Origin of the sequence: Streptomyces sp. NBC_01267 (assembly GCF_036241575.1) — a bacterium.
Classification (GTDB): domain Bacteria; phylum Actinomycetota; class Actinomycetes; order Streptomycetales; family Streptomycetaceae; genus Streptomyces.
In genome coordinates, this window is record NZ_CP108455.1 from 6,303,018 (window position 1) to 6,323,083 (window position 20,066).

General features: G+C 69.8%; 2 protein-coding genes (1 of these 2 only partly in view). Both read left to right on the forward strand.

Annotated features, from left to right (window positions below):
• Positions 1-10,427 carry the final stretch of a type I polyketide synthase gene (locus OG709_RS28430; protein ID WP_329168072.1) on the forward strand. The gene continues 14,299 nt to the left of window position 1, outside the view, so only the last 10,427 of its 24,726 coding nucleotides appear in the window; the start codon falls outside the window, past its left edge; the stop codon is at positions 10,425-10,427.
• On the forward strand, positions 10,424-20,065 hold the full coding sequence (locus tag OG709_RS28435; RefSeq protein WP_329168073.1) for a type I polyketide synthase: 9,642 nt from the start codon (positions 10,424-10,426) through the stop codon (positions 20,063-20,065). The genes OG709_RS28430 and OG709_RS28435 overlap by 4 nt, the downstream gene beginning before the upstream one ends.
• Position 20,066: the final 1 nt, after the last annotated feature.

The following is a 20,066-nucleotide window of genomic DNA, read 5'->3' on the forward strand; positions in this document are numbered from 1 at the left end:
TGCTCGCCACGTACGGCCAGGAGCGTCCTGCCGAGCAGCCGCTGTGGCTGGGCTCGGTCAAGTCGAACATCGGACACTCCCAGGCCGCGGCCGGGGTGGCCGGAATGATCAAGATGGTCCAGGCGATGCGGCACGGCGTCATGCCCAGGTCGCTGCACGTGGGCACACCGTCCACGCATGTGGACTGGTCGGCCGGCGCGGTCGAACTGCTCGCGGAGGAGCGGGAGTGGCCGCAGGAGGGCCGCCCGCGCCGGGCAGCCGTATCGGCCTTCGGGATGAGCGGGACCAACGCACACGTGATCCTTGAGCAAGCGCCCGAAGTGTCCGAGGTGTCCAAGGTGGCAGAGGCGCCCGAGGTGGCAGAGGTGCCCGAGGTGCGCTTGGCCGAACAGGAGGATGCCTCCGTCTCCCACGAGCCGTCGGTGGTGCCGTGGTTGTTGTCGGGTCGTGGTGCGGCTGGTCTGCGGGGTCAGGCGGCTGCGTTGAGCGGTCTGGTGGATGTGGCTGATCCGGTGGATGTGGGTTGGTCGTTGGCGACGACGCGTGCGCGGTTCGAGCACCGTGCGGTGGTGGTGGGCGGGTTCGGGTCCGGGCTTGCCGGGTTGGTGGCGGGTGAGCCGTCGGCCGGTGTGGTGTCGGGTGTGGTGGGTCCGGTGGGGCGGACGGTGTTCGTGTTCCCCGGGCAGGGGGCGCAGTGGTCGGGGATGGGCCGGGCGTTGCTGGAGTCCTCACCTGTGTTCGCGGGGATGGTGGAGCGTTGTGAGGGGGTGTTGGCGGGGCTGGTGGGCTGGTCGGTGACGGATGTGCTGCGGGGTGTCTCTGGCGGTGAGTCGTTGGAGCGGGTGGATGTGGTGCAGCCTGCTTCGTTCGTGGTGATGGTGGCGTTGGCGGAGTTGTGGCGTTCGTACGGGGTGGAGCCTGCGGCTGTGGTGGGGCATTCGCAGGGCGAGATCGCCGCGGCGTACGTCGCCGGGGTGCTGTCACTGGAGGACGCACTGCGGATCGTGGTCGCACGGTCGGCCGCCATCGCGGCGCTGGCTGGTGCGGGGGTCGGGTCGGACGGTGTCGAGGGGACGATGGCGTCGGTCCGGGTGTCGGCCGAGCGTGTCCGGGAGCTGCTCGGTGCGTGGGTGGGCCGGGTGTCGGTGGCTGCGGTGAACGGGCCTTCTCAGGTGGTGGTTTCGGGGGAGGCGACCGCGGTCGACGAGTTGGTGGCCGAGTGTGGTCGGCAGGGTGTCCGGGCGCGTCGCATCGCGGTGGACTACGCCTCGCACTCGGCCGCGATGGACGTCCTGCAGGATGGGCTGGCCCCGGAACTGAGCGGAGTCACCCCGCGCGCGGGGCGGGTGCCGCTGCTGTCCACGGTGACGGGGGAGTTCGTCGATCCGCTCACGATGGACGGCGCGTACTGGTTCCGGAACCTGCGCGAGCCGGTGCGGTTCGCCGACGCGATCGAGCGGTTGGCCGGCGAGGGCTACGGCACCTTCGTGGAGGTCTCCTCGCACCCGGTGCTCACCGCCGCGGTCGAGGAGACGCTGGAGGAGTCCGGAGCCGAACCGGGTGCGGTGACCGGGTCGCTGCGCCGTGACGACGGCGGTCCGGACCGCTTCCTGGCCGGAGTCGGTGAACTGTGGGTCAGGGGTGTCGACGTCGACTGGGCCGCCGCGTTCCGCGGTACCCGCCCGAAGGCCGTGGACCTTCCGACGTACGCCTTCCAACGTCAGCACTACTGGCCGCAGTTGGGCGCACCGGGCGAGGCGGTCGCGGTGGCGGACGGCGGCCCGGTGGACAGTGAGTTCTGGGCGGCGGTGGAGCGTGAGGACTCGGCCGCGCTGGCCGGCACGCTGGACACCGACAGCTCCGTACTCGACCCGCTGCTGCCCGCACTGGCGCGGTGGCGCAGGGAGCAGCGCGAGCAGAACACCACGGACACCTGGCGCTACCGGGTCTCCTGGACACCGCTGTCCCCGGCGGAGCAGGTACCGGCGACCGGCACCTGGCTGGTCGTGACGCCGGAGAGCGGAGCCGGGCAGGACTGGGCGGACGCGGTCGGTGCGGAGCTCACCGGGCGGGGCGCCACCGTCAGGCAGCTGACGCTCGGCGCGGCCCACCTGGAACGCGGCACGCTGGCCGGGCTCCTCGCGGACACGGACGACAGAGGTGGCATCAACGGCACAGGTGACACAGGGGACACAAGTGGCACAGGCGGCGGCGACGCCGTCGCGGGTGTGGTGTCGCTGCTGGCCTGGGAGGACCGCGAGGTCACCGGCCTTCCGGGGCTCTCCCTCGGCGTCGGCCTGACCTCCGTACTGCTCCAGGCGCTCGGCGACACCGAACTGGCTGCTCCGGTCTGGGCGTTGACCTCGGGGGCGGTGTCCGTCGCCAAGTGGGACGGAGTGAGCCACCCGGGGCAGGCCGCCGTATGGGGTCTCGGCAGGGTGGCCGGGCTGGAACATCCGGACCGCTGGGGCGGTCTGGTCGACGTACCCGGCCAGGCCGGTGCGCGATCCGCGCGCCGTGTGGTCGACGCGCTCACCACGGGCACCGACGACCAGCTGGCGGTCCGCGAGTCGGGCCTCTTCGGGCGCCGCCTCGTACGCGCCCCCCGGCAGCCCGGCGCCGAGGCGTCCTGGACCCCTTCGGGCACGGTCCTGATCACCGGCGGCACCGGCGCCCTGGGGGCCAGGATGGCGCGTTGGGCGGCCGGACAGGGAGCCGACCACGTCGTACTGACCAGCAGGCGCGGCGCCGCAGCACCGGGCGCCCCGGAGCTCCGGCAGGAGCTGGAGGCACTCGGCGCCGAAGTCACCCTCGCGGCCTGCGACATGGCCGACCGCGAGCAGGTCGCCGCACTGCTCGGCGAGCTGGCCGCGCGGAGCCCGCTCACGGCGGTCGTGCACGCGGCGGGCGTACTCGACGACGGAATCCTCGACGCACTCACCCCCGAACGCATCGCCGGGGTCATGGCACCCAAGGCGCACGCCGCGACAGTCCTGCACGAGCTGACCAGCGGTCTCGCTCTCGACGCCTTCGTCATGTTCGCCTCCACCGCCGGAACGTGGGGCGGACCCGGGCAGGCGAACTACGCGGCGGCCAACGCGGTGCTCGACGCGCTCGCCGAGCACCGGCGGGCGAACGGCCTCGCCGCGACCTCGGTCGCCTGGGGGCCGTGGGCCGACAGCGGAATGGCGGACAGCGCCGCCATCGAGGCCAGGCAGCGCAAGGGCGGAATCCACTCACTGGCACCGGAGTCGGCCGTCACGGTCCTGCGGCACGCGGTGGCGGACGGCGAAGCGACCCTCACCGTCGCGGGAATCGACTGGGAGCGGTACGCACCGGCCTTCACCGCCGCCCGGCGCAGCCCCCTGCTCGACGGGGTCCCGGAAGCCCGTAAGGCGCTGGAGGCGGCCGACGGCGACAGCCCGGCCGGTACCCCGGACGGCCTGGCCGCGCGACTGGCGCCGCTCACCGAGGCGGAGCGGGACCGCGAACTGCTCGAACTGGTACGGAAACACGTCGCCGGGGTACTCGGCTTCGCCGCCCCGTCCGACGTGGAGCCCACCCATGTGTTCTCCGCCATCGGTTTCGACTCGCTCACCGCGATCGAACTGCGCAACCGGCTCGGCCTGGTCACCGGCCTCCGGCTGCCCGCCACTCTGATCTTCGACTGCCCCACACCGCACGCACTGGTACGCCATCTGCGACATGAACTCGTGGGCGAGGCACCAGAGGTGGCGGAGGCATCCGCCACCCCGGCCCTGCCCGCCCAGCTGACGGACGACCCGGTCGCCGTCGTCGGGATGGCCTGCCGGCTGCCCGGTGGTGTCGGCTCGCCCGAAGAGTTCTGGCGGCTCCTGGCCGACGGCACCGACGCGATCTCCGACTTCCCCACCGACCGCGGCTGGGACGTCGACGGGGTGTACGACCCCGACCCCGACAAGGCGGGAACCACCTACACCCGACGGGGCGGATTCGTCAGTGGTGTCCGCGAGTTCGACGCCACGCTCTTCGGAATCAACCCGCGCGAAGCCCTCTCGATGGATCCGCAGCAGCGACTGCTCCTGGAGACCGTGTGGGAGGCCGCCGAACGCTCGGGCATCGACCCGCTCTCGCTGGCAGGCAGCCGCACCGGCATGTTCGCCGGGAGCAACGGCTCCGACTACGGGGGCCTGCTCCTCAGCAGCCCGCAGGGCGCCGACGGTTACTTCATGACGGGCAACGCGGCAAGCGTGCTGTCCGGCCGCGTCGCCTACACGCTCGGCCTGGAGGGTCCGGCGGTGACGGTGGACACGGCCTGTTCCTCGTCCCTGGTGGCCCTGCACCTGGCGGCGCAGGCCCTGCGCGCCGACGAGTGCTCGCTCGCGCTGGCCAGTGGCGTCACACTGATCTCGACGCCCGCACCGTTCGTCCAGTTCAGCAGGCAGCACGGCCTGGCGACCGACGGCCGCTGCAAGGCGTTCTCGGACGACGCGGACGGCACGGGCTGGGCGGAGGGCGTCGGGGTCCTCGTACTGGAGCGGCTGTCCGACGCACGACGTAACGGACACCGCGTCCTGGCCCTGGTCTCCGGCAGCGCGACCAACCAGGACGGTGCCTCCAACGGCCTGACGGCGCCGAACGGACCCTCGCAGCAGCGGGTGATCCGGCAGGCCCTGGCCAGTGCCGGTCTGTCGGCGTCGGACGTGGACGCGGTGGAGGCACACGGCACGGGCACCACACTCGGCGACCCGATCGAGGCGCAGGCGCTGCTCTCCACGTACGGGCAGGGGCGCACCGAGGACCGGCCGCTCTGGCTCGGCTCGGTGAAGTCGAACATCGGGCACACCCAGGCCGCGGCGGGCGTCGCCGGGCTGATCAAGGTCATCCTGGCGATGCAGCACGAGGTGATGCCGAGGACCCTGCACGTGGGAACGCCGTCCACACATGTCGACTGGTCGGCAGGGGCGGTCCAACTGCTGGCCGAGGCACGGGAGTGGCCGCGTACGGACCGGCCGCGGCGCGCCGGGGTGTCGTCGTTCGGCATCAGCGGAACGAACGCGCACGTGATCCTCGAAGAGCCACCGGCCGAGGACGCCGTGGTGACCGGTGGTGCTGCGGCCGATGGCACGGCGCCCGGCGAGCCCCCGGCCACCACGCCGGCCACCACCCCGGCCACCACGCCGACCACAACCCCGGCCACCACGGCGAGCACCACGCCGGCCGCCGACGCCGGTGCCGCACTGCCGGTGATCCCCTGGCTGGTGTCCGCGAAGACGCCCGCCGGGGTCGCCGCGCAGGCCGACCGTCTGCTGAACGGCCTGCCCACCGGGCAGAACCCGGTGGATGTCGCCCTCTCGCTGGCCACCACCCGGGCCGGTCTGGAACACCGCGCGGTGGTACTCGGCTCCGACCAGGAAACCTTGCACGCAGGGCTGGCCGCACTCGCGGCGGGCGGCTCGGCGCCCGGAGTGGTCACGGGAACGACCGCGAGCGGACTCACCGCGTTCGTCTTCTCCGGACAGGGTGGCCAACGCCTGGCCATGGGCGAGGAGTTGGCGCAGGCGTTCCCGGTGTTCGACGACGTGCTCAGCGAGGTGTGCGCGCACTTCGACGCGGTGCTCGACCGTCCGCTGCGTGAAGTCGTGCGCGAGGACGCGGACGCGCTGCGGCAGACGGGATGGGCTCAGCCCGCACTGTTCGCGGTCGAAGTGGCACTCTTCCGGCTCGTCGAGTCGTGGGGGATCACCCCCGACGTCCTTGTCGGACACTCCGTCGGTGAGCTGGCCGCCGCCCACATCGCGGGGGTCATGTCCCTGGAGGACGCGTGCCGGTTGGTAGCCGCTCGGGCGGGTCTGATGCAGGCGCTGCCGGCGGGCGGTGCGATGTGGGCCGTACGGGCCACCGCCGACGAGGTCGCTCCGCTGCTGGTCGACGGTGCGTCCATCGCAGCCGTCAACGCCCCCGGCCAAGTGGTGGTCTCCGGTGCACGGACGGCCGTGGAGACGGTCGCCGCCACACTCTCCGACCGGCGGGGCCGATGGCTGGACGTCAGCCACGCTTTCCACTCGGCCCTGATGGACCCCATGCTCGCGGAGTTCGGCAAGGTGGCGCAGGACATCGAGATGCGCCGCCCGCGGATCCCCATCGTCTCGACCCTGACGGGCGAGCCCGTCGAGGAGTTCGACGCCCGGTACTGGGCGGACCAGGTCCGGGGTGCCGTCGCCTTCGCCGATGCGGTCACCCGCGCCCGGTCCCTGGGCGCGACCCGGTTCCTGGAGCTCGGCCCGGACGCCAGCCTGATCGGCGCGATCGGCGAGACGTACGACGGGGCGCTCGCCGTCCCCGTACTCCGCCGTGAACGGCCCGAACCGGCCACCGCCGTCACCGCACTCGCCGGGCTCTGGGCGGACGGCTGCCCGGTCGACTGGCAGGCGTTCCACGCTCCGACAGGTGCGGTCGTCACCGCACTCCCGACGTACGCCTTCCAGCGGAAGCCGTACTGGCCGGAGGCCATGGCCGGAAGGCCCGGTGACGTGTCGGCGGTCGGCCTGGCCGACGCGGGGCACCCGCTGCTCGGCGCCGCCGTCGCACTGGCCGGTGACAACGGCCACCTGTTCACCAACCGGCTCAGCGTCCACGACCACCCGTGGCTCGCCGACCACGAAGTGATGGGGACCGTCCTCTTCCCCGGCACCGCCTTCCTGGAGCTGGCGATGCGCGCGGCCGACGAGGTCGGCTGCGACCAGGTCGAAGAACTGACCCTGGCCGCACCCCTCGTCCTGCCCGCCGACCACGCCGTCCAACTCCAGCTCGCGGTGGGCGGCCCCGACGGGACGGGCCTGCGCCAGCTCCAGCTGCACGCGCGCCCCGACGGCGGCCCGGCGGACACCCCGTGGACGCTGCACGCCACCGGCACCCTGGGCACCGCCCAACGGGCTGCCGCGTTCGACCTCACGGCCTGGCCACCGCCCGGCTCGGAAGCCATCGACGTCTCCGGCTTCTACGAGATGTACCGCCAGGGCGGATTCGCGTACGGGCCGTCCTTCCAAGGGCTGCGGCAGGCCTGGCGCGTCGGCGAGGAGGTCTTCGCGGAGATCGCCCTGGACCAGGAGCACGCGGCAGAGGCAGCCCGCTACGGACTCCACCCGCCGCTGCTCGACGCGGCCCTGCAGGCGCTGACCTTCGTCGCACTCGACGGCAGCGGCCGGAGCAGACTTCCGTTCTCCTGGTCCGGTGTCTCCCTGTTCGCATCGGGAGCGTCGACACTGCGCGTACGGCTGGCCAAGGCGGGAGCCGACTCCCTGACCCTGTCCATCGCGGACGGCACGGGCCAACCCGTCGCCTGCGTCGACTCGTTGGCGATGCGCCAGGTGTCCGCCGCGCAGCTGCACACCTCGCCCACGCGGTACCCGGACGCGATGTTCTGCCTCGACTGGGCGGACACCGCGCTGCCCGGTGCGAGCGCGGCCGACACCACGTCGTGGGCGGTACTCGGTCCCGACGAACTGAACCTGGCGGGAACGCTCGGCGTACGCCACGTCCCCGGTCCCGACGCCCTCGGCGAAGGCCCGGCCCCCGATGTGGTCCTGGTGCCGTGCATCTCCGCGAAGGCAGGAGCAGACGGGGGAGCAGACGGGGCAGGCACCGGCGGAGACGAGACTTCCGGAGACGACACCTCCGGAGACGACACCTCCGGAATGGCGCAGGAGGCGCGCGCTCTCTCGAACCGCGTCCTCTCACTGGTCCAACAGTGGCTGGGCGAGCGCAGGTTCGCATCCTCCCGGCTCGCCCTGATCACCCGTGGCGCGGTGGCGGCCGACCCCGAGTCCCTGCGGGAGGGGCTCTGCGACCCCGCGGCGGCCACGGTCTGGGGCCTCATCCGCTCCGCCCAGTCCGAGGAACCCGGCCGCTTCGTGCTGGTGGACATCGACGGCGCCGAGCAGTCCGTACGCGAACTGCCACGCGTCCTCGCCGGTGACGAGCCGCAGGTCGTCGTACGCGACGGGGCGGTACGGGCGGCGCGCCTGGCCCGCCTCGCCGACGACGGATCCCTGGTCCCTCCGCCCGGCACCGACGTCTGGCGCCTGGACACCACCGGCCGCGGGACCCTGGCCAACCTCGCCCTGGTCGCCGACCCGGAACTCCGGGAACCGCTGGCACCCGGCCAGGTACGGATCGGTGTGCGCGCCGCGGGCCTGAACTTCCGCGACGTACTCAACGCACTCGACATGTATCCGGGAGAACCGGGCGCCATGGGGGTCGAGGGAGCGGGCGTCATCACCGAAGTCGCCCCCGACGTAACCCAGTTCGCACCCGGGGACCGCGTCCTCGGCATGTTCGGCAAGGCGTTCGGGCCGGTGACCGTCGCCGATCACCGGATGATCGCCCCCATGCCGGACGGCTGGACCTTCGAGCAGGCGGCCTCCGTGCCGATCGTGTTCCTCACCGCCTACTACGCGCTCGTCGACCTGGCCCGGCTCCAGCCGGGCGAGAAGGTCCTCGTCCACGCGGCGGCCGGCGGCGTCGGGATGGCCGCTGTGCAACTCGCCCGGCACCTGGGAGCCGAGGCGTTCGGCACGGCGAGCGACAGCAAGCAGCATGCCCTGCGGGACCTGGGACTCGGCGACGACCACATCGCCTCCTCGCGGAACCTCGACTTCGCGCAGCAGTTCCGCACGGTCGCACCGGGCGGCCGGGTGGACGTCGTACTCAACTCACTGGCCCGCGAGTACGTCGACACCTCACTGGGTCTGCTCGGTGCGGGCGGCCGGTTCGTCGAGATGGGCAAGACCGACATCCGCACCCCGGAGAGCGTCACCGAACAGCACGCCGGAGTGGCGTACGGAGCATTCGACCTCATCGAGGCCGGGCCCGAGCGCATCGGCGAGATGCTCACCGAAGTGCTGCGCCTCCTCGCGGCCGGGGCACTGCGCCCGCTCCCGGTGACCAGCTGGGACGTACGCCGGGCACCGGACGCCTTCCGGTACGTCAGCCAGGCACGCCACATCGGCAAGGTCGTCCTCACCGTCCCCGCACGGCTCAGCCCCGACGGAACCGTACTGGTCACCGGTGCCACAGGTGGCCTCGGACGGTATGTGGCCAGGCACCTGGTCGAACAGCACGGGGCACGGAACCTGCTGCTCGTCAGCCGCCGCGGCGAATCGGCCGACGGCGCGGCCGAGCTGCGCGCGGAGCTGACCGCGCTCGGGGCCGACGTACGGATCGAGGCGTGCGACGCCTCGGACCGGGCCGCGCTCGCACGCACCGTGAACGCCGTCCCCGCCGCCCACCCGCTCACCGCCGTGGTCCATGTCGCGGGCGTGGTCGACGACGGGATGATCCCGGCGCTGGACCCGGACCGCATGGACACCGCACTGCGCCCGAAGATGGACGCGGCCCTCAACCTCTACGAACTGACCAAGGACGCCGATCTCGCCGCGTTCGTCCTGTTCTCGGGCGCTGCCGGAACCCTCGGCGGCGCCGGGCAGGCCAACTACGCGGCGGCCAACGCGTTCGTCGACGAGTTCGCCCGGTGGGCCAGGGGACGGGGAGTGCCCGCGGTGTCCCTGGCCTGGGGTCCCTGGGTCGCGGACCGCGGCATGACGGGCCACCTCACCGACACCGACATCGCACGTATGGAACAGGCCGGACTGCGGGCACTGGGCGAGGAACAGGGCATGGCGCTCCTCGACTTCGCGCTCACCGTCGACCGGGCGGCGCTGCTCCCGATGAGGCTCAGCACCGGCCCGGGAGCCTTCGCCGCCGGGCCGGTCCCGCCACTGTTCCGCGCCCTCGCGGGCGCCGCGCCGCGGAGGACGGCCGCCGTGGCGAGTGCCGAGTCCGAGGGGATCGGGCTGGTCCGGAGCCTGCGCGCCATGTCGGCGGCCGACCGCGCGGACCACCTGCTGGACCTGGTCTGCGGGCAGGCCGCGACGGTACTCGGCCACGGCACGGCGGAGGAGATCGAACCGGACCAGGCGTTCAACGACATCGGGTTCGACTCACTCACCGCCATCGAACTGCGCAACCGGCTGAACACGGCCGCCGGAATCCGGCTGCCCGCGACGCTGGTCTTCGACTACCCGACACCGACGGCACTCGCGGAGTACCTACTGGGCGAACTCCTCCCGGACGAAGGTGAGTCAGCGCCCGGTGGCGGCGAGGACACCGTACGGACGGGAAGCGCGGCACTCGACGAGATCGAGCGGCTGGAGCAGGCCCTCGACCGGCTCGCGGCCGGCGGCAGGCTGGACGGCACGGCGCAGGGCGGGGCACCCGGCGACGGGCCGGACGGCGCGGTGAGCAGGCGCCTCCAGGCACTCGCGGCCAAGTGGGCCGTGGTGGCGGGCGGAACGGACAGCAGCGTCGTCGACGACGACGCCCTTGAGTCGGCCACGGCCGACGAACTCTTCAAAATGATCGACGGCGAATTTGGTGGCGCGTCTTGAGCGAGAACCAGGCTGTGCGGAAATCTGACGGCGAGCAGAAGCTGCTCGACTACCTGAAGAAGGTCACGGGCGACCTCCGCCAGGCACACCGGCGGCTGCGCGAGATCGAGTCGGCGAGCACCGAGCCGATCGCGATCATCGGCATGAGCTGCCGGTTCCCCGGCGACGTACGCTCACCGGAGGATCTCTGGCAGCTCCTCGACCGCGGTGGCGAGGGCAGGTCCGGCTTCCCCGCCGACCGCGGATGGGACCTGGAACGGCTCTACAGCCCCGACCCGTCGGACACCGGGACGGGGACCGGGACCGGGACGAGTTACGCCCGGGAGGGTGGCTTCGTCCACGACGCGACCGAGTTCGATCCGGCGTTCTTCGGCATGAGCCCCCGCGAGGCCCTGGCGATGGACCCGCAGCAGCGGCTGCTGCTCCAGGCCTCGTGGGAGGCGTTCGAACACTCCGGCATCGATCCGCACTCGTTGAAGAACAGCAACACCGGCGTCTTCGTGGGCGCGGCCTCGACCGGCTACGGATCGCACCTCACCGCCCTGCCGGAAGGCGTGGAGGGGTATCTGCTCACCGGGAACTCCATGGCGGTCGCCTCCGGACGCGTCGCCTACACCCTGGGTCTCAAGGGCCCGGCGCTGACGGTGGACACGGCATGCTCGTCGTCCCTGGTGGCACTGCACACGGCGGCCCAGTCGCTGAGGTCGGGGGAGTGCTCACTCGCCCTGGTCGGCGGTGTCACCGTCATGTCGACGCCCGGAATGTTCCTCGAATTCAGCAAGCAGCAGGGCCTGGCCGCCGACGGCCGGTGCAAGGCGTTCTCCGACGACGCTGACGGCACGGGCTGGTCCGAGGGCGTCGGCCTGGTGGTCGTCAGCAGGCTGTCCGACGCCCTGCGGAACGGGCACCGGGTACTGGCGGTCGTCCGGGGAACAGCGGTCAACCAGGACGGAGCCTCCAACGGCCTCACCGTACCGAACGGCCCTTCGCAGCAGCTGGTGATCCGCAAGGCGCTGACGAACGCGGGCCTGTCGGCGTCGGATGTGGATGTGGTGGAGGCGCACGGTACGGGTACGTCGTTGGGGGACCCGATCGAGGCGCAGGCGCTGCTGTCCACGTACGGGCAGGGGCGGCCGGAGGGGCAGCCGTTGTGGCTGGGTTCGGTGAAGTCGAACATCGGGCACACCCAGGCCGCCGCCGGCATCGCGGGTGTGATGAAGATGGTGCTCGCTCTCCAGCACGAGGCGCTGCCCCGGTCCTTGCATGTGGGTACGCCGTCGTCTCACGTCGACTGGTCCTCGGGAGGAGTGGAACTCCTGACGGAAGACCGCCCTTGGCCCCGTACGGACCGACCGCGGCGCGCAGGCGTGTCGTCGTTCGGGATCAGTGGCACGAACGCCCACGTCATTCTTGAAGAGGCCCCAACCTCGACTGCCACTGAGGAACTTGGATCGGAACAGGGCTCCGGCACAGGCTCCGGGGCTGCGGGCGGGGTGACTCTCGCAGGTACCCGCGGGCGCCGTGCGGAGCTGCCGGTGGTGCCGTGGCTGCTCTCGACCCGTCAGGACGATGCCCTGCCACGGCTCGCCGCCCGCCTGAGGACCTCACTGACGTCACGGCCCGACGTGGCCCCGGCGGACGTGGGCTACTCGCTGGCAACCGGACGCGCTTCGTTCGAGCACCGGGCGGTAGTGCTCGCGACGGACGTGGAATCGGCGATCAACGACCTGGGACAGGCGGCGGCGGGTCAGCCGTCACCGACGCTCGTCCGAGGCACGGCCTCACGCGGCGGGACGGCGCGATCCCGGGAACGGCTTGCGTTTGTCTTCTCGGGTCAGGGTGGGCAGCGGGTCGGTATGGGGCGGGAGTTGGCCGAGGCGTTCCCGTTGTTCGGTGCTGTGTTGGGTGAAGTGTGTGCTCATTTCGACGGGCTTCTTGGCGGCTCGTTGCGTGGGGTGATGTTCGGGGACGGGGATGGGGTGGCGTTGGGGCGGACGGGTTGGGCGCAGCCCGCTTTGTTCGCGGTTGAGGTGGCGTTGTTCCGGTTGGTGGAGTCGTGGGGTGTGCGGCCGGATTATGTGGTGGGCCATTCGGTGGGTGAGTTGGCTGCCGCGTATGTGGCGGGTGTGTTGTCGTTGGGGGATGCGTGTCGTTTGGTGGCGGCGCGTGCCCAGCTGATGGAGGCGTTGCCTGAGGGTGGTGCGATGTGGGCGGTGCGGGCGTCTGCGGAGGAGGTCACGCCGCTTCTGGTGGAGGGTGTTTCGATCGCTGCGGTGAATGCTCCTGGTCAGGTGGTTCTGTCGGGTGAGCGTACGGCTGTTGAGTCTGTTGCCGTATCTCTGTCCGGCCGTGAGGGGCGCTGGTTGGAGGTGAGTCACGCGTTCCACTCGGCTCTGATGGATCCGATGTTGGAGGCGTTCGGCGGCGTTGCCTCGGGCATGGCGATGCATCGCCCGCAGATTCCTGTGGTCTCGACGTTCACGGGTGAGCTGGTGGAGGAGTTCACGGGGCGGTATTGGGTGGATCAGGTGCGTGGGACGGTCAGGTTCGCGGATGCGGTGACCCGGCTCCAGGCCCTGGGCGTGTCCCGGTTCGTGGAGGTCGGTCCTGACGCGAGTCTGGTGGGCGCGGTCGGTGAGGCCTGCGGCGATGACGTGCTTGCGGTGCCGCTGTTGCACCGGAAGCGTTCGGAGCCGCTGACTGCGGTGACGGGGTTGGCCCGGTTGTGGGCGGATGGTTGTCCGGTGGACTGGCAGGGGTTCTACGCGCCCACGGGTGCGGTTGCCATCGATCTGCCCACCTACCCCTTCGCGCGGGAACGCTACTGGATGGACAACCCCGAGGCCGCGCGCAGCAGCGAGCCGAAGGACACCGGACTGTGGGATGCGGTCGAGAAGAGCGATGTGGAGTCGTTTGCTGCTGAGCTCGGGGTGGGGCTGGATTCGTCGTTGCGTGAGACGTTGCCGGCGCTGTCGGCTTGGCAGCGGGGGCGGCGGGAGCGTGCGGTGGTGGACCAGTTGAAGTACGAGGTGGTGTGGCGGTCGGTTGTGGTGGGTGAGGTGGCTGATGTTTCGGGTGAGTGGTTGTTGGTGGAGTTCGAGGGTGGTGGGGATCCTTGGCCGGGGTTGTTGGCTGAGGAGTTGGTGTCTCGTGGGGCGCGAGTGAGTCGGTTGGTGGTGGGTGTGGGTGATGTGGATCGTGGGGTGTTGGCGGGGTTGTTGGCTGGGTTTGCGGGTTGTGGGCGGGTGGTGTCGTTCTTGGGTCAGGGTGAGTCGGCGTATGCGGGTGATGCGGGTGACGTGGCTGGTTCGGATGGTTCGGGTGGTTTGGTGGGTTCGGGTGTGCCGGTGGGGTTGGTGGGGTCGGCGGTGTTGGTGCAGGCGTGGGGTGATGTGGGTGGGGTTGGTGGTGTGTGGGTGGTGACGTCGGGTGCGGTGGGTGTGGGTGGTGGTGATGTGGTGTTGCGTCCGGTGAGGGCGGGTGTGTGGGGTTTGGGTCGTGTGGTGGCGTTGGAGGAGCCGGGTTGTTGGGGTGGGTTGGTTGATGTTCCTGAGGTTGTGGATGGTGGTGTGGTTGGTGGTGGTGTGGTGGGTCGTTTGGTGGATGTGTTGGCGGGTGGTGTGGTGGGTGAGGGTGAGTTGGCGGTGCGTGGTGGTGGTGTGTTCGGTCGTCGTCTGGTTCCTGCGGTTCCGTCTGGTCCTTCGCCTGAGTCAGCTGCGGGTGGGGGTTTGGGTGTTGGTGGGCTTTCGGGGACGGTGTTGGTGACGGGTGGGACGGGTGTGTTGGGTGGTCGGGTGGCGCGTTGGGTGGTGGGTTGGGGTGCTGGTCGTGTGGTGTTGGTGAGTCGTGGTGGGTTGGGTGCTGTGGGTGCGGTGGGGTTGCGGGATGAGTTGGTGGGGTTGGGGGCTGTGGTGGATGTGGTGGCGTGTGATGTGGGTGTGTTGGGTGAGGTGGAGGGTTTGTTTGAGCGGTTTGATGTGTCGGCTGTGGTGCATGTGGCGGGTGTTTTGGATGATGGTGTGGTGGGTGGTTTGTCTGGTGGTGGGTTGGGTGGTGTGTGGGGTGGTAAGGCGGGTGGTGCGTGGAATTTGCATCGGGTGGTGGAGGGTCGGTCGTTGGATGCGTTTGTGTTGTTTTCGTCTGCGGCTGGTGTGTGGGGTGGTGTGGGTCAGGGTGGTTATGCGGCGGCGAATGCGGCGTTGGATGCGTTGGTGGAGTGGCGTTGTTCTCGAGGGTTGGTGGGTGCGTCGGTGGCGTGGGGTCCGTGGGCTGAGGGGGGTATGGCTGGTGGTGGTGTGTTGGAGCGTGCGGGTCGTGGTGGTGTGGTGGCGTTGGATCCTGGGGTGGCGTTGGGTGTGTTGGAGTCGGTGTCGGGTTGTGTGACGGTGGTGGATGTTGACTGGGGTCGGTTTGTTCCGGTGATGACGGCGGTGCGGGAGAACCGGTTCTGGGACGAGGTCGCACCACCACGCACCCTCCCCGCTGCGCCATCAGGATCTTTGCCTGCCACGGCAGGCGGCCTGAAGGAACAGTTGGCGGGCCTCGCTGCCACGTCCAGGCGCGCGCAGGTGAGGGAGTTGGTGCGCGGGCTGGTCGGTGCTGTGCTCGGCTTTCCGGATTCCACTGCCGTGGATACGGCGACGGCATTCCGGGACCTCGGCTTCGACTCGCTCACCGCTGTCGAACTCCGGAACGCCCTGGTGGTTGCTTCCGGGTTGAAGTTGGCTTCGACGGTGGTGTTCGACTACCCGTCGGTGGAGGCGCTGGCTGATTTCTTGATCGGTGAGTTGTTCGGGAGTGAGGGCGTCGCTTCGTCGGGTGTGCTGGTTCCGTCGGTGGTGGTGGCTGGTGTGGAGGATCCGGTCGTGGTGGTGGGGATGGGGTGCCGATTCCCTGGTGGGGTGGTTTCTCCGGAGGGTTTGTGGGGGTTGGTGTCGGGTGGGGTCGATGCCATGGGTGGTTTCCCGGTGGACCGGGGTTGGGAGGCCGGTGGGGACTTTGCGCCGGTGGGTGGTTTCGTGGAGGGGGTGGCGGACTTCGATGCTGGTCTGTTCGGGATTTCGCCGCGTGAGGCGTTGGCGATGGATCCGCAGCAGCGTCTTCTGCTCGAGGTGGCGTGGGAGTCTCTGGAGCGTGCGGGGATAGGCCCGATGTCCCTGCGTGGACGGCCGGTTGGTGTGTTCGCGGGGACGAACGGCCAGGACTACCCGGCCCTGCTGGCCCTGGCAGGTGAGTCGGGTGACGGCTATGGGGGGACCGGGAGTTCGGGGAGTGTGCTCTCGGGTCGGGTGTCGTATGTGTTGGGGCTTGAGGGTCCTGCGGTGACGGTGGATACGGCGTGTTCGTCGTCCCTGGTGGCGATGCATCTGGCGGCGCAGTCGTTGCGTTCGGGGGAGTGTTCGCTGGCGTTGGCCGGTGGTGTGACGGTGATGTCGACGCCGGGCGCTTTCGTGGAGTTCGCCAGGCAGGGCGGCCTGGCCGGTGACGGACGGTGCAAGGCGTTCTCTGACGACGCGGACGGCACCAGCTGGGGGGAAGGCGCCGGCGTTCTCGTACTGGAGCGGTTGTCGGACGCTCGGCGCCATGGGCATCCCGTACTGGCTGTGCTGCGGGGCAGCGCGGTCAATCAGGACGGCGCGTCCAACGGTCTCACCGCGCCCAACGGCCCCTCCCAGCAGCGGGTGATCCGGCAGGCTCTGGCCGATGCCGGTCTGTCGGCGGCGGACGTGGACGCGGTGGAGGCGCACGGCACGGGTACCTCTCTGGGTGACCCGATCGAGGCGCAGGCGTTGTTGGCCACCTACGGGCAGGGGCGGCCGGAGGGGCGGCCGTTGTGGTTGGGGTCGGTCAAGTCGAACATCGGTCACACCCAGGCCGCGGCGGGTGTGGCCGGGGTCATCAAGATGGTGCAGGCGATGTGCCACGGGGCCATGCCCAAGTCGCTGCATGTGGGTACGCCGTCGTCGCACGTGGACTGGTCGGCGGGTGCGGTGGAACTGCTCGCCGAGGGTCGGGCTTGGCCGGAGACGGACCGGCCGCGGCGGGCCGGTGTGTCCGCGTTCGGCGTCAGCGGCACCAACGCACACGTGATCATCGAAGAAGCACCCGAGCTGGCCGCTGTCCCGGTCAGTGATGACCTGTCGGGACAGGGCGGTCAACTGGAGGCATGGAAGCTACCGCTGGTGCCATGGCCGCTCTCGGCGAAGTCGACCGATGCGGTGGCAGCGCAGGCGAGCCGCCTGGCGTCCGACCCTGCTTCGGGCATGAAGCCGGAGGCCGTGGGCTTGTCATTGGCCACCACCCGAACCGGCCTTGAAAGCCGTGCGGTAGTACTCGGCTCGGACTCCGAGGAGTTCAAAGCCGGGCTCGAGGCACTGATGGCAGGTCGACCCGCGCGTAACGTCGTCTTCGGTACGGCGAACAGTGGTGGTCTGACCGGGTTTGTGTTCTCGGGCCAGGGTGGCCAACGGCTCGGCATGGGAGCGGAGTTGGCTGCTACCTTCCCGGTCTTCGACGGGGCTTTGGGTGAGGTGTGTGGGCATTTCGACGTGCTGCTCGACCGGCCGTTGCGTGAGGTGATGTTCGGGGACGGGGAGGCGCTGCGGCGTACGGGCTGGGCACAGCCCGCGCTGTTCGCCGTCGAGGTGGCGTTGTTCCGGCTGGTGGAGTCGTGGGGCCTGGTCCCCGATTATGTGGTGGGCCATTCGGTGGGCGAGTTGGCTGCCGCTCATGTGGCCGGTGTGCTGTCGCTGGGGGATGCGTGCCGTCTGGTGGCTGCGCGTGCCCAGCTGATGGAGGCGTTGCCTGAGGGTGGTGCGATGTGGGCGGTGCGCGCGTCTGTGGAGGAGGTGTCGCCGCTTCTTGTCGAGGGTGTGTCCATCGCTGCGGTGAACGCTCCTGGTCAGGTGGTTCTGTCGGGCGAGCGTGCGGCTGTTGAGTCTGTTGCCGCGTCTCTGTCCGGCCGTGATGGGCGTTGGCTGGAGGTGAGTCATGCGTTCCACTCGGTGTTGATGGACCCGATGCTGGAGGCGTTTGGTGATGCTGCCTCTGGCATTGAAATGCATCGCCCGCAGATCCCCGTGGTGTCCACCCTGACGGGTGAGTTGGTGGAGAAGTTCACGGGCCGGTACTGGGTGGATCAGGTGCGTGGGACGGTGCGGTTCGCGGATGCCGTGACCCGGTTGCGGGCTCTGGGTGTGTCCCGGTTCGTGGAGGTCGGTCCTGACGCGAGTCTGGTGGGCGCGGTCGGCGAGACGTGTGAAGGTGCGCCGGCTGTGCCGTTGCTGCACCGTAAGCGTCCTGAGTCGGGCACGGTTGTCACCGCGCTGGCCCGGTTGTGGGTGGATGGTTGTCCGGTGGACTGGCAGGGGTTCTACGCGCCCACGGGTGCGGTCGCCGTCGATCTGCCGACGTATGTCTTCCAGCGTGAGCGTTACTGGCCGCGTGTGAAGCCCGCTGCCCTGGCGGAGCCCGGTGTGGGTGCCGACGCCGAGATATGGGAGGCGGTCGAGCGGGGTGATGCCGATCTGTTTGCCGCAGAGCTCGGGCTGGGGGCAGGGTCTTCGCTGAGCGAAGCGCTTCCGGCGCTTTCCGCGTGGCGTAGGCGTCGCCAGGAGCGTGCGGCGGTGGACCGGCTGAAGTACGAGGTCTCGTGGACTCCGGTGGGTGTGAGTTCTGATCGGGATGTTTCGGGTGAGTGGTTGTTGGTGGAGTTCGAGGGTGGTGGGGATCCTTGGCCGGGGTTGTTGGCTGAGGAGTTGGTGTCTCGTGGGGCGCGGGTGAGTCGGTTGGTGGTGGGTGTGGGTGATGTGGATCGTGGGGTGTTGGCGGGGTTGTTGGCTGGGTTTGCGGGTTGTGGGCGGGTGGTGTCGTTCTTGGGTCAGGGTGAGTCGGCGTATGCGGGTGATGCGGGTGACGTGGCTGGTTCGGCTGGTTCGGATGGTTCGGCTGGTTTGGTGGGTTCGGGTGTGCCGGTGGGGTTGGTGGGGTCGGCGGTGTTGGTGCAGGCGTGGGGTGATGTGGGTGGGGTTGGTGGTGTGTGGGTGGTGACGTCGGGTGCGGTGGGTGTGGGTGGTGGTGATGTGGTGTTGCGTCCGGTGAGGGCGGGTGTGTGGGGTTTGGGTCGTGTGGTGGCGTTGGAGGAGCCGGGTTGTTGGGGTGGGTTGGTTGATGTTCCTGAGGTTGTGGATGGTGGTGTGGTGGGTCGTTTGGTGGATGTGTTGGCGGGTGGTGTGGTGGGTGAGGGTGAGTTGGCGGTGCGTGGTGGTGGTGTGTTCGGTCGTCGTCTGGTTCCTGCGGTTCCGTCTGGTCCTTCGCCTGAGTCAGCTTCGGGTGGGGGTTTGGGTGTTGGTGGGTTTTCGGGGACGGTGTTGGTGACGGGTGGGACGGGTGTGTTGGGTGGTCGGGTGGCGCGTTGGGTGGTGGGTCGGGGTGCTGGTCGTGTGGTGTTGGTGAGTCGTGGTGGGTTGGGTGCTGTGGGTGCGGTGGGGTTGCGGGATGAGTTGGTGGGGTTGGGGGCTGTGGTGGATGTGGTGGCGTGTGATGTGGGTGTGTTGGGTGAGGTGGAGGGTTTGTTTGAGCGGTTTGATGTGTCGGCTGTGGTGCATGTGGCGGGTGTTTTGGATGATGGTGTGGTGGGTGGTTTGTCTGGTGGTGGGTTGGGTGGTGTGTGGGGTGGTAAGGCGGGTGGTGCGTGGAATTTGCATCGGGTGGTGGAGGGTCGGTCGTTGGATGCGTTTGTGTTGTTTTCTTCTGCGGCTGGTGTGTGGGGTGGTGTGGGTCAGGGTGGTTATGCGGCGGCGAATGCGGCGTTGGATGCGTTGGTGGAGTGGCGTTGTTCTCGGGGGTTGGTGGGTGCGTCGGTGGCGTGGGGTCCGTGGGCTGAGGGGGGTATGGCTGGTGGTGGTGTGTTGGAGCGTGCGGGGCGTGGTGGTGTGGTGGCGTTGGATCCTGGGGTGGCGTTGGGTGTGTTGGAGTCGGTGTCGGGTTGTGTGACGGTGGTGGATGTTGACTGGGGTCGGTTTGTTCCGGTGATGACGGCGGTGCGGGAGAACCGGTTCTGGGACGAGGTCGCACCACCACGCACCCTCCCCGCTATCGAGGCTGCTCCGGAGAAGGACGGACTACGAGACCGCCTGGCTGGGGAGTCCGCAGTGGCACGCCGGTCCCTCGTCGGGGAGTTGGTACGGGCGCAGGTCGCCGCCGTACTCGGCTTCGCCGACGCCACCGCTGTCGAGGCGGCTGTTCCGTTCAAGGCTCTCGGGTTCGACTCCCTCACCGCTGTCGAACTACGTAACGGCCTGGCAGTGGCAACGGGACTCAGCCTTCCGTCGACGCTCGTGTTCGACTATCCGACGGCCTCGGCCCTTGCTGAGTTCCTGCTGGGCGAGCTGGTCGACGACTCGTCCGACGGGAGTCGTGACGCCGACGCCGAATTGGACCGTCTCGAAGCGACACTGCTGGCCCTGCCCGCACAGGAAGTTACTCGCATGCGGGTGGCCTCGCGTCTGCAACAGCTAATGAAACGCCTGGAGACCGGCGCGAGCGAGGGCAGTTCCGGTGACATCTCGGCAAAGATCGAAGCCGCCACATCCGACGACATCTTTGCCCTTATTGATAACGAGATCGGGACGCGGTGAG